Here is an 11,908-nt window from a genome sequence, read left to right as displayed (position 1 = left end):
GACAGACCATGAAGATCGCCCCGTTTCGACTGAGACTTACCTTTGCCGCAATGGCTGCGGTAATGTTGGCGAGCGGGGCGGCAGGTCTGCCCGCCCGGGCCGATACCCCGATCGCAACGGCGGCACCGCATGAGCGGTTGCTGCCGTTGCAGGGCGGACGCAACTTTCGCGATCTAGGCGGCTATCGCACCGCCGATGGTCGCCACGTCAAATGGGGCCTGCTGTTCCGCTCCGGCTCGATGCACGGACTGACCGACAGCGATTATGCCTATCTCGAACGGCGCGGCATTCGTGTCGTGTGCGACTTCCGCGACACGCGCGAGCGCGCTTCCGAGCCGGTCAACTGGCCCGCAGCGGGCGCACCGCACGTGCTGAGCGCCGATTACAGACTCGACATGGCGGGCTTCATGCCGGCCGGACCAATGAAAGACTGGACCGCCGAATCCGCCCGCGCGGCCATGGCGGCGAGCTATCCGCATATGCTGGTGCAGTTTCACGACCAATATCGCCGGATGTTCGATGAATTGCTGGCGGGCCATGCCCCGCTCGCTTTCAACTGTTCGGCTGGCAAGGACCGCACCGGCGTCGCCGCCGCGCTGTTGCTGACTGCGCTTGGCGTGCCCCGCGCGACCGTGGTCGAGGACTATCTGCTTACCAACCGCTATCTCAACGCCAGAACGCTGCTGGCGAAGGACAGCAAGGCGACCGCCGGTTCGATCGGCCAAATGCCGTCACCGGTGATGCAGGCGCTGCTCAACGCCGATCGCAGCTATATCGAGGCCGCCCTGAAGGTGCTCGATTCGCATCGCGGCGGCGCGCGCGGCTGGCTCCGCGACGAAATGGGATTGTCGGACGCAGACCTCGCCCGCTTGCGCCGCGCCTATCTCGAATGACGCCTATCCTTCCCCGACATCGGGGAAAGGGCAAAACCTAGCAGGATCTTTTGAAAAGCGAACGCGCACACGGCGTAGCGGCGGCGTCCGTCGCTGCGGCCCGCCGCCGTGCCTGTCGCGGCGTTGCCGGAAACCCCGGTAACGTCCTGCGATCAGACACTTTTGAAAGAATGGTGCACCCAGAGCGATTCGAACGCCCGACCCTCAGATTCGTAGTCTGATGCTCTATCCAGCTGAGCTATGGGTGCGTGGAGACGCGCTGTTAGCGGCGTCTTTTGAGAGATGCAAGTGCGTTGCGTGACCTTTCTCATCGGCATAGAGCAATTCGTGATGATGCTCCGCCCCCTGCCCGCCCGCCCCACCCGCCTCGCGCTGGGGTTTATCCTGACAATCGCCCCGGCATTGGCGGGGTGTGCCGCGCAAACCTCGACCCGCTACCCGTCGCTGCTGCCCCGCGCGATCGAATCGCGCAGCGATGCGGAACCGGATGTCGTCATTCCCGTCGTAGCGGCGGACCCGGCGACCGACCTGGCGTTGGCGGACCTGCGCAAGACGCTCGACAAAACCACGGCGGCCTTTGCGCCGGCCGCCGAAACCGCGGAGCGGCTCGCGAGTGCGGCGCAGGGCGACCGAGTCGGGGGAGAACGCTGGATTGCCGCGCAGACCGCCTTGGCCGGGCTGGACGACTATCGTGCGACCACCTCGTCGATGCTGACCGATATCGATTCGCTGGCGATCGCGCGCGCCGCCGACGGCAAACCCGACTATCCCGCCATCGCCAGCCTGCACAATGCCGCGCAAGCCGCGTTCGAAGCGCAGAGCGCGCGAATCGCGGCGATCGCCGCGCGCCTGCCGGACGCCTAACGCCCCGCCTTCAACAGCGGTAAAATGGTCGAATAGTCATCCGTCCAGGGCGCAAAGCCCGCACGCGGCTTGACCAGTCCCCAGGCCGAATCGCGCGCCTTCAAAGATTGGATCACCGCCGGGTCTCGCGACAGCGCAATCCATTGCGACATCGTCGCAGCATCGCGATTGATCGCGCGCGGATGATAGAAAAGCTGCGCGCTATACCACCCACCGCCCTGCGCCGCCGCCGCGACAACGGGTTCAAGATCGAGGAAGCGATTCGAAATGTGGACGAGCAACAATCCGCGTGGAGCGAGGACGCGCGCATAACTGGCGAATGCTTCCCGCGTCATCAGGTGCATCGGCACCGCATCTGACGAAAACGCGTCGAGCGCCAACAGGTCAAGCGACGCCGCGGGCGCAACCGCAAGGTTCAGCCGTGCATCCCCCAACACGATACCAGGGTGCGGAAGACACCGCGAAAGAAAGGTGAACTGGCCGGTATCGCGCGCGATCCGCACCACCGCCGGGTCGATCTCGTAAAAGCGCCAATCCTGCCCCGCCACGGCATAGCAAGCGAGCGTTCCCGACCCCAAACCGACAATCCCGACTCGCGCATGCGCGCCATACAGTATTGGCAGCACCTGCATTGCGCGGCCAACCCCCGACGCTGCGACATAATAGGCAGTCGGGGTCCGCTCGCGAGCGGGCGAACCCAGCAACTGGACACCGTGGACCGTAGTGCCGTGTGCCAATTGCCGCTGGGTCGCCGCGTTATGAACGGTATAAACGCCGAAATAGCTCCGCGTGCGCGCGTGCGGTTCCAATGAGATCATCACCGCCCGGTATCCGCCGAACGCGACCAACACGCCAAGCAGTACAGACACAAACGCCCACCGCGCGCCCATGGATAACAGCCCGATCACGACGATCACCAACAAAGCGGCCTGCGGCAGCGCGCCAAGCCCCGGCCCCGCATCCGCCAGAATCAAACCCACCAGCCCCAGCACGACCAGCGCCACCACGCCGGTGAGAATATGGCGGCGGTGCGCGCTCCCCTCCCACAATCTTCTGATCGGACGCAGCAAGGCATGCTGGGGCACCAATAGCCCGGCCGCGAGCACCAGGATCGGATATTCATAGGTCCAGTCGAACACGAGCGGGGCGATCAAGGCGGCGAACACCCCACCGAGCGCCCCGCCCACCGCCATCGCCAAATAGAATCCGGTCAGCCGGTCCGGCTCGGGTCGAATGCGGTACAAGGCGGTGTTGAGCGCCACCGACACCAGAAACAACAGCGCCAGCGCCATGATCGCGCCGAGATAGGGCATGCCCCCCATACCGGCCACCAAAATGCCGCCAAACAGCAGGATCGCGACCGGTGCGACCCGCGTCTGCATATCCGCCATCGTGCGATCGGTGGCGAACGCGACGGTGAAGCTCAGCAGATAGAGGCCGAGCGGCACCACCCACAGCAGCGGCATCGCGACGATATCAGTGGAGATGTAGGTAGACGTGGCCAGCATCAGCCCTGACGGCACGAATGCCAGCGCGATCCAGTGTGCGACGCGACGGCCGGTGGGTGGCGCAGATTGCGGGGCAGGACTGGCCAGCGCTGCCGCACCCGGTGCGGTTTTCGGCAAAATGGCCGCGCATAAAGCGACCAGCAGGCCGACCAGGATATACCCGCTGCTCCACAGGATGCGCTGGCCGAGAAGCGCCATGCCGGGCTCCACCACCAATGGATAGGCGATCAGCCCGGCAAAACTGCCGAAATTGGAGGCGGCATACAGCGCATACGGATCCTCCCCCTCGCGCGACAGGCTGAACCAACGCTGCAGCAGCGGTGCCTGCGCCGACACTGCGAAAAACAGCGGCCCGATCGAAAGACACAGCAACCATGGCACCCATAGTGCCGGTTGCGCGGTCGGTCCCGGCTGCAGCGCGTTGAGGCCGATCGGCAACCACAGCCCGGCAACCAGCAGCACGGCGAGATGCATCATGCCTTGCGCGCGGGGCCCAAGCCGCCCCAGCCAATGCGCATAGGCATACCCGCCGAGCAGCAACGCCTGATAGACCAGCATCGCCGAGTTCCACACCGCAGGCGCGCCGCCGAGGCGCGGCAGCGCCATGCGCGCGACCATCGGCTGCACGAGAAACAGCAGGAACGAACTGGCCAGGATCGTGACGACGAAAAGCGGGCGAACCAGGCGTATGGACATCAGGCAGGCCGATCGATGCGATAGAGAATGTGGCGCTTGAGCGGGCTGCCCTCCGGGACAGCGGGATGATCGAAATCGCCGCCTTCGACGCGGGAGAGGCCGAGCCGCTCCATCAGGCCCCAACTGCGCGTGTTGGCGGCGACGGTGATCGCGGTGATGCGCGGTGCATCCAGATGGCCCCAGCCCCAGGCCAGGCTCGCCTCGGCCGCCTCGCGCGCATAGCCCTGCCCCCACGTATCGCGGCGCAAGCGCCAGCCTATCTCGATCTCGCCTTCGAGAAAGTCATATCCCTGCTGCAGGCCGCAAAACCCGAGAAAGGCGGCGTCGCTCTTGCGTTCGATCGCCCAGAAGCAGCAGCCCGCTTCGGCCTGCCGCGCGACGCAGCGTTTATAGGCGGCGCGCGCTTGGTCGAGCGTCGTGAGGGGGCCGAGATAGCGCATGACCTCTTCGTCCTGCCCCATCGCATGGAACGGGGCGACATCCGCTTCGCGCCAGCCGCGCAGGATCAGGCGCGGCGTCTCGATCATGCGGTGGGGCGGTCGATCACATAGACGACGCTGTCGCGCAGCCGGTCGCCCTCGGGATAGCTTGGATGCTCATAATCGAGCTCTGGCGCGGCGCGCATGCCGATGCGCTCCATTACCCGCTGGCTCTTGACGTTGACGCGCGCGGTGACGGCGACGATGCGCGGGTCGGTGCGGTTGGCCCAGGCCCAGTCGATCACGGCGCGGGCCGCTTCCCCGGCATAGCCCTGCCCCCAATGCGCCGGGCCGAACATCCAGCCGATTTCGAGCTCGCCGGCCAGCGGGCGGCCGGGATCGCTGGGCTTGAGACCGCAAAAGCCGACCGGCACGCCATCGGCGCGGCGCTCGACCATCCAGAAGCCGAGGCGATCGGCACGATAGGCTTCATGCCGCGCGATCACCGCATCGGATGCGGCGGCGTCGCGCACCGGACCGAGATCGGCCATCACTTGGCGGTCGCCGAACCAGCCGTGCAGCGTCGCGCGGTCGGCGGCACCGGGCACGCGCAGCCGCAGCCGCTCGCTCTCGACGATCGTCTCTATCACGCGCCGAGCAACCGCGCCGCCAGCGCCGCATGATAGGTGAGCACGCCCGAACAGCCCGCGCGCTTGAACGCCATCAACGTTTCCAGCACCATCGGATCGCGTTCGGCGGCACCCGCTGCAACCGCCGCCTCGATCATCGCATATTCGCCACTGACCTGGTACGCGAACACCGGCACTTCGAACGCCGATTTCACCCGTGCGACGATGTCGAGATAGGGCAAGCCGGGCTTGACCATGACGCTGTCGGCACCCTCGGCGAGATCGAGCGCGACTTCGCGCAGCGCTTCCTCGGCATTGGCCGAATCCATCTGATAGGTCTTCTTGTCGCCCTTCAGCAGCCCGCGACTGCCAACCGCATCGCGGAACGGGCCGTAGAACGCGCTGGCGTATTTCGCGGCATAGGACATGATCTGGACATTGTGGTGCCCGCCTTGCTCCAGCGCGTCGCGGATCGCGCCGATGCGACCGTCCATCATGTCGGAAGGCGCGATGATGTCCGATCCGGCTTCGGCCTGGTTGAGCGCTTGGGCGACCAACGCCTCCGAGGTGATGTCGTTGACGACATAGCCGGCTTCATCGACCAAACCGTCATGGCCGTGGGTGGTATAGGGATCGAGCGCGACGTCGGTCAGCACCCCGATTTCGGGCACGGCATCCTTCAGCGCACGGATCGCGCGGCACATGAGGTTGTCGGGGTTGAGCGCCTCGCGCCCGTCATCGGTGCGCAAATGCCCTGGCGTATTGGGGAACAGCGCGAGACACGGAATACCGAGATTGCGCGCCTCACGACCGCGCGCGACGATGCCATCGACCGACCAGCGCGACACGCCGGGCAGCGAGGCGATCGGCTCTTCCACGCCCTGCCCTTCGGCAATGAACAGCGGCCAGATCAGATCGGCCGGGGTGAGCACGGTTTCGGCATAGAGCCGACGGCTCCACGCGCTGGCGCGGGTACGGCGAAGGCGGAGGGCGGGATAGTGTGCGGTCATGCCCTGCTTTCTGGAACCGCCCGCACGCATGCGCAAGCGAGTCGGTGATCAGCCGACCGGATGTTGCCCGCCGACGGGTTCGGCGGCAGCAGCTTGCGTCGGGGCAGCAGCGGTGCTGGCGGGGACCACCAGCCGCTGTTTGCGCCAGCCGCCGTAGCGATAATAGACCGACGACATCAGCAAGGTCGCGACCGAGCCGAGCGGGAAGCTCCACCACAAGGAATCCGCGCCGAGGCTGCCCTTGAAGGCAAGCGCGAAGCCGAGCCGCACCGGGTACATGGCGATGATCAGCATCACCAAAGGTGCCCATACCGCGCCGTTCGCGCGCACCGCCGAGAACAGCACCATCGTCATGCCGAAGACGATGAAGTTCCAGCTCGCCAGCACCTGGATATGGCGCGCGATCGGCAAGGCCGGGCTGTCGCCGCCGAGGAACACCGCCATCACCGGGCGATCGAACAGGATCACCGCAGCCACCATGGTCGAGGTGAGCAAGGCGCTGAACAGCAGGCCCGACCGGGTAATGCGATCGACCCGATCCCACAGCCCCGCCCCGATATTCTGCGCGACCATGCTGCTGACCGCCGCACCGACGGCGAGCGCGGGCATCTGGATATAACCCCATAATTGCATCGACACGCCGTAGGCCGCGCTGGTGTCGACGCCGTAGCGGTTGACGAGGCCGGTCATCGTCAGCGCGGCGAAGGACACGACCAGCATCTGCGCGCCCATTGGCAGGCCCTTGCCGATGATCGTGCGGATCAAGGCGGGGGACGGGATCAACCAGGTCAGTTCATGCCCGCGCAGCCGGATCGGCAAATCACGCAGATAGATAAAAGCGAGCAGCCCAAATGCTGCGACATGCGCGGAGATGAGCGTCGCGGTGGCGGACCCGGCGATGCCCATGGCCGGCATGCCGAACCAGCCGCGGATGAAAACAGGGTTGAGCCCGCTGTCGAGCACGACACTCAGCACCGTGAACCACAAGGGCGTGATCGAATCGCCGACGCCGCGCAGCGCCATGCCGAGCAGCACCAGCAGCAGCGTCGCGGGGAGCCCGAGGAAGATGACGCGCAGATACTCGAGCGCCAGCGGCATCACGCTGGGCGGGGTGGCGAGCACCTTCAGGATTTCGGGCGTGAAGATCCAGCCGAGCACCGCGATCACCACCGCCGCGCCCATTACCAACCCGATCGACGCGCCGAACGCACGCCGCGCCCCCTCAATGTCGCGGCGGCCGATACTCTGGCCGATCAGGATTGTCGCCGCCATGCCGAAGCCGAAGATGCCAGCAAACATCAGGAACATGATCGTGTTGGCATTGGCAGTCGCCGCCACCGCGCCCTCACCCAGAAAGCGCCCGACCCAGATCGTGTTGATCGACCCGTTGAGCGACTGGAGGATGTTCGCGCCGAGCGTGGGCAGCGCGAAGGCGAGCAGCGTCCGCCCGATCGGGCCGGAGGTGAGATCGTGCTTGCCGCCCCTGCCCCTTACCGGAGGCGCTGCCGCTAAGGCTCCCCTCCCGCTTGCGGGAGGGGCTGCCCCTATTACTCCCCTCCCGCTTGCGGGAGGGGCTGGGGGAGGGCTTGTACGATCGCTCACGGTACGCCCATGCCCTCCCCTAACCCCTCCCGCAAGCGGGAGGGGAATTTTAACCCAGCCGCGCCAGTGCCGCGCTCAGCCGCTCGGCCTCGGCGGCCTTTTCGGCATGGTCGGCGCGGGCCTTTTCGACCGCTTCGGGCTTGGCGCGCTCGACAAAGCTGGGATTGCCCAGCCGCCCTGCGAGTGCGTCGCGCTCCTTCGCGGCAGCCTCAATGCCCTTGGTCAGGCGCGCGCGCTCGGCATCGAGGTCGATCACGCCTTCGAGCGGCAGGACGAAGGTCGCCTCATCGACCACCACCTGCACCGCCCCGCCGGCCGGGCCATCCCCCGGCGTGACGTCGATGCGCGCAAGGCGTGCGATGACGCCCGCCTGGCGCTCGATCCGTGCGAGCGTTTCGGCGCTGGCATCACGGATATGCACCGGCATGCGCGTGCCCGGCGACACGCCCAGTTCCGTCCGCGCGGCGCGGACTTCGCCGATCAGGCGGATCACCCAGTCGATTTCCTGGCTGGCGGCAGGATCGATCGAGCGTGCATCCGCCATCGGCCATTTGGCGACGATCAGATCATTCTCGCGCGGGCCCATGGCGTGCCACAGTTCCTCGGTGATGAACGGCATGAACGGGTGCAGCAGCACGAGGATCTGGTCGATCACCCAACCGGCGACGGCACGGGTCTCATCGGCCTCCGCACCGGTCGCGGGGGCGTCCATCTGCCCGAGCACCGGCTTGATCAGCTCCAGATACCAGTCGCAGAAGCGGCTCCACACGAACTGATAGACCGCGTTCGCCGCGCCATCGAAGCGCAGATCGGCGAGCGCGAGATCGACCGCCTGGACCGTCGAGATCGTCTCGGCGATGATCCATTTGTTGACCGCGAGTGTCGCCTCCGGCGCATCGAGCGTCTTGCTCGCGCCGATGCCGTTGGCTTGCGCGAAGCGGCAGGCGTTCCACAGCTTGGTCGCGAAGTTGCGATAGCCCTCGACGCGCTTCTCATCCATCTTGATGTCGCGGCCCTGGCTTTCCATCGCCGCCATGAAGAAGCGCAAAGCGTCGGCGCCATATTTGTCGATCAGCCCGAGCGGGTTGACGACATTGCCCTTGGACTTGGACATCTTCTGCCCGTCCGCCGCGCGGACGAGGCCGTGCAAATAGAGCTTCTTGAACGGCACATCGCCCATAAAGTGGATGCCCTGCATCATCATCCGCGCATCCCAGAAGAACAGGATGTCGAAGCCCGAGATGAGCACGTCGTTCGGGTAACGGCCGTGGAGTTGCGGGGGGCGGTTTAGGAAACCGTTGCTCGCTCCCTCACCGTTCGTGTCGAGCGAAGTCGAGACACCGGTCACCGCCAGCGCAGGCTTCTCGACTTCGCTCGAAGCGAACGGGGGAGTGGTGCCCTCATCCGGCCACCCCATCGTTGCGAACGGCCAGAGCGCCGAGGAGAACCAGGTGTCGAGGACGTCGGGGTCTTGCGTCAGCGCGACGCCTTCGCCGGCCTGGGCTTGCGCTTCGGCCTCGGTCATGGCGACGTAGCTCGAACCGTCCTCGGCGAACCACGCCGGAATCCGGTGCCCCCACCATAGCTGGCGCGAGACGCACCACGGCTGGATGTTCTCCATCCAGTTGAAATAGGTCTTTTCCCAGGTCTTGGGCACGATCTGGATCGCGCCCGAGCGCACCGCCTCGATCGCGGGTTTCGCCAGCGTCGCGGCGTCGACATACCATTGGTCGGTCAGCCAAGGCTCGATCACCACGCCCGAACGATCACCGTAAGGCGTCTGGATCGTGCGCGGTTCGGCGTCGTGTTCGGTGCCGTCCTTGTCGATGTGCGGGATCAGGAAGCCGTCGGCCTTCAACTGCGCGACCACCGCCTTGCGCGCCTCGGCCGTGGTCAGGCCCAGGAACGCGTCGGGGATCAACCCGGTGGGATCGGCGACCTGCACGACTTGCGCCTTGGCATCGAGCATGTTGAGCATTGCGCCCGCCGCGATGCCGGCGCGTTTTCCCACTTCGAAATCGTTGAAATCATGCCCCGGTGTGATCTTCACCGCGCCCGAGCCAAGCTCAGGGTCGGCATGATCGTCGGTGATGATCGGGATCAGGCGGCCGGTGATCGGCAGCTTCACATGCTTGCCGACGAGATGGGTGTAGCGTTCGTCCGCTGCGTTCACCGCGACCGCCATATCGGCGAGCATCGTTTCGGGCCGCGTGGTCGCGACTTCGATGAAACCCGAACCATCCGCCAGCGGATAGCGCAGATGCCAGAAGCTGCCCTTGATCTCGCGCGTCTCGACCTCGAGGTCGCTGATCGCGGTGCCGAGGCCGGGGTCCCAGTTCACCAGCCGCTTGTCGCGGTAAATCAGCCCTTCCTTGTGCAGATCGACGAACACCTTGAGGACGGCTTTGGAAAAGCCCTCGTCCATGGTGAAGCGCTCGTTTGCCCAGTCCATCGAGCAGCCGAGGCGGCGGAGCTGCTGGGTGATTTCCCCGCCGCTCTCTTCCTTCCACGTCCACACTTTTTCGACGAATTGCTCGCGCGTGTAATTGGTGCGCTTGTCCTGCCGCTCATTCAGTTGCCGCTCGACCACCATTTGCGTGGCGATGCCGGCATGGTCGGTGCCGACCACCCACAAGGCATCCTTGCCCTGCAAGCGGGCGTGGCGCGCAAGGATGTCCTGCAGCGTATTGTCGAGCGCATGGCCGATGTGGAGCGAACCCGTCACGTTGGGCGGCGGGTTGACGATGGTCCACGGCTCGGCACCGGGACGATCCGGGCGGAACTGGCCCGTGCTTTCCCAATGCGCATACCAGCGCTGTTCGATTTCGGCGGGGTCGAAGGTTTTTGGAAGCTCGCTCATAGCGTCTGGCTTTAGCCGCGACGCCGCAAAAGAAAAGGGCGGCCCGGCCGGACCGCCTTGCCCAACCTCAAAACTGCCCGTGCAGCCGGATCGCAAAGGCGCTGATCGGCCCGCGATCGCGGTTGTAGCCGGGGTTGCCGATCAACTGATAATCAGCGGTGATCGAAACCGGCTCGATCGGCACCCACGCATAATAGACTTCGCCAATCGCTTCCGCGCCCGGATGCGGCAGTTTGCCGTCACCGACCAGCACCCCCACGCCACCCGCATCGAGATAGCGCTGATGCACAGCGGAGATGCCGTTGACGACGGCGGCGATCCCGACCGTGTCGCCGCCGCGCCCCCACGACGCGCCCTTGATCGAAACGCCAGCAGAGGCGGTGCGATCGACATCGGTGAAATCATAGGGCTCGATCTGCCCGTCCGCGATCCCCGCGCGCGCAAACACCCCGACCGATGCCGTCACCGCCTGCTCCAGATTGACCGACGCGCCGATCCGCGTCCGCCAATCGCGCACCAGCGCGGTGTCGGGAGCCGTGCCCGTCTTTACAGCAAGCGCCAGCGCATCGTCGAAGCGACCGAACCGCCCATGATTGCGGAACACGGTGACGCGGACAGCGCCGTCGCGGTCCCCGATCGTGTGGCGATGCTCGATTTCGCCATCGAGTTGAAACTGGCTGAAATCGCGCTCCAGCATCTCGCCATTGGGGATTTTGGAGAGGTTGAACAGCCCGGCCCGCACCGTCCACGGCCCCCGATACCATTCCACCGCCGCGCCGGTGCTATACCCCCAGGCGTCGGCGGCATAATCGAAGCTGCCCGCATCGACGAGCGTCCAGTTGAGGAAATCGGCGCGCGGATCGTGCGCATAGCGATTGGTGTCGAACACATCGCCGACACCGAACTTGCCGAGCGTCAGCACCACCCGGTCGGCGGTTCGCCGCGCGGCGAACTGGTTGAGCGTCGCCGTCGCATCGTCGCGCGCGCCGCCCAGATTGATCGTCTGGCGGAAGAACAGCCGCTGCAGCCGGAAATAGGGATTGCTCTTGCCGACCTTATACGCCTCCGCACTGGGGAAACCCGCGACGCCCAGCGTGTTGGACAGGCCAAAGCCCTGGTCCATTTCCGGGTTGATCCACACCTCGCCGCCCTGCCACGGGCGCACCCCGGCATAGAGCGTCGCGTCGGTCGTTTCCTTGATCTGGTGCGGGGTCAGGCTGTTTGGCCCGGCATAAGGCGAGGTGAAGCCCGGCGTACCTTGCGCGGTGAGGGTGAACTGGCCGTGGATGGCGAAAACGTCGGACTGCGACGAAGTCGAGGGGTCGTTGCCCGAAACGGCGGCTGGCGTGGTTTGCGCCATCGCCGGTGCTGCAATGCCAGCCAGAAGAGCCAGGAGGTAGATGCGCATCGGCGACTCCGAATGTACG

At 65.8% G+C, this 11,908-nt stretch carries 9 protein-coding genes and 1 tRNA gene; 2 read left to right on the top strand and 8 right to left on the bottom strand.

Annotated elements, in window-relative coordinates; translation table 11 throughout:
- The first annotated feature begins 8 nt into the window (after window positions 1-8).
- Window positions 9-893, top strand: a complete 885-nt coding sequence (locus tag ACP7BY_RS17750; RefSeq protein WP_137903247.1) for a tyrosine-protein phosphatase — start codon at window positions 9-11, stop codon at window positions 891-893.
- Window positions 894-1,064: 171 nt separating this feature from the next.
- On the opposite strand, the gene ACP7BY_RS17745 is transcribed toward ACP7BY_RS17750, so the two are convergent.
- A tRNA-Arg gene (locus ACP7BY_RS17745) sits at window positions 1,065-1,141 on the bottom strand.
- A 49-nt stretch (window positions 1,142-1,190) separates the two neighbouring features.
- Between ACP7BY_RS17745 and ACP7BY_RS17740 the strand changes: the two genes are divergently transcribed.
- Entirely contained in the window at window positions 1,191-1,757 is a 567-nt protein-coding gene (locus ACP7BY_RS17740) for a hypothetical protein (protein WP_197057876.1), read from the top strand.
- Here the strand turns inward: ACP7BY_RS17740 and ACP7BY_RS17735 are convergent.
- The 7 genes from ACP7BY_RS17735 to ACP7BY_RS17705 all read right to left on the bottom strand — a co-directional run bounded on the left by ACP7BY_RS17735 (window position 1,754) and on the right by ACP7BY_RS17705 (window position 11,889).
- Window positions 1,754-3,961 carry a spermidine synthase gene (locus ACP7BY_RS17735; RefSeq protein WP_171010618.1) on the bottom strand — a complete coding sequence of 736 codons (2,208 nt, stop codon included), beginning with the start codon at window positions 3,959-3,961 and terminating at the stop codon, window positions 1,754-1,756. The two genes, ACP7BY_RS17740 and ACP7BY_RS17735, sit on opposite strands and share 4 nt — an antisense overlap.
- The gene (locus tag ACP7BY_RS17730; protein WP_033966593.1) at window positions 3,961-4,488 is read right to left on the bottom strand and encodes a GNAT family N-acetyltransferase; all 528 of its coding nucleotides are present in this window, start codon (window positions 4,486-4,488) and stop codon (window positions 3,961-3,963) included. The genes ACP7BY_RS17735 and ACP7BY_RS17730 overlap by 1 nt, the downstream gene beginning before the upstream one ends.
- The gene (locus ACP7BY_RS17725) at window positions 4,485-5,030 is read right to left on the bottom strand and encodes a GNAT family N-acetyltransferase (RefSeq protein ID WP_137903336.1); all 546 of its coding nucleotides are present in this window, start codon (window positions 5,028-5,030) and stop codon (window positions 4,485-4,487) included. Before ACP7BY_RS17725 ends, ACP7BY_RS17730 begins: the two co-directional genes overlap by 4 nt.
- Window positions 5,027-6,019: a porphobilinogen synthase gene (gene hemB / locus ACP7BY_RS17720; RefSeq protein WP_033966591.1), complete on the bottom strand. Its 993-nt coding sequence runs from the start codon at window positions 6,017-6,019 to the stop codon at window positions 5,027-5,029. Before hemB ends, ACP7BY_RS17725 begins: the two co-directional genes overlap by 4 nt.
- Before the next feature lie 48 nt (window positions 6,020-6,067).
- Window positions 6,068-7,459: an MATE family efflux transporter gene (locus tag ACP7BY_RS17715; RefSeq protein WP_033966590.1), complete on the bottom strand. Its 1,392-nt coding sequence runs from the start codon at window positions 7,457-7,459 to the stop codon at window positions 6,068-6,070.
- Between the two features lie 211 nt (window positions 7,460-7,670).
- Window positions 7,671-10,481, bottom strand: coding sequence for a valine--tRNA ligase (locus tag ACP7BY_RS17710; protein ID WP_137903335.1), 2,811 nt, complete (start codon window positions 10,479-10,481; stop codon window positions 7,671-7,673).
- 67 nt (window positions 10,482-10,548) lie between these two features.
- Entirely contained in the window at window positions 10,549-11,889 is a 1,341-nt protein-coding gene (locus tag ACP7BY_RS17705; RefSeq protein WP_137903334.1) for a carbohydrate porin, read from the bottom strand.
- Window positions 11,890-11,908: the final 19 nt, after the last annotated feature.

It is taken from the genome of Sphingomonas sp. PSPC2-2, from assembly GCF_049897725.1.
In the GTDB taxonomy this organism is placed as follows: Bacteria; Pseudomonadota; Alphaproteobacteria; order Sphingomonadales; family Sphingomonadaceae; genus Sphingomonas.
This window is presented reverse-complemented; position numbering and strand designations above follow the sequence as displayed.

Coding starts and splice junctions, on each gene's coding strand:
- ACP7BY_RS17735 (WP_171010618.1), bottom strand. CDS start 3,961: ATGTCCATACGCCTGGTTCGCCCGCTTTTCGTCGTCACGATCCTGGCC.
- ACP7BY_RS17730 (WP_033966593.1), bottom strand. CDS start 4,488: ATGATCGAGACGCCGCGCCTGATCCTGCGCGGCTGGCGCGAAGCGGAT.
- hemB (WP_033966591.1), bottom strand. CDS start 6,019: ATGACCGCACACTATCCCGCCCTCCGCCTTCGCCGTACCCGCGCCAGC.
- ACP7BY_RS17705 (WP_137903334.1), bottom strand. CDS start 11,889: ATGCGCATCTACCTCCTGGCTCTTCTGGCTGGCATTGCAGCACCGGCG.
- ACP7BY_RS17710 (WP_137903335.1), bottom strand. CDS start 10,481: ATGAGCGAGCTTCCAAAAACCTTCGACCCCGCCGAAATCGAACAGCGC.
- ACP7BY_RS17750 (WP_137903247.1), top strand. CDS start 9: ATGAAGATCGCCCCGTTTCGACTGAGACTTACCTTTGCCGCAATGGCT.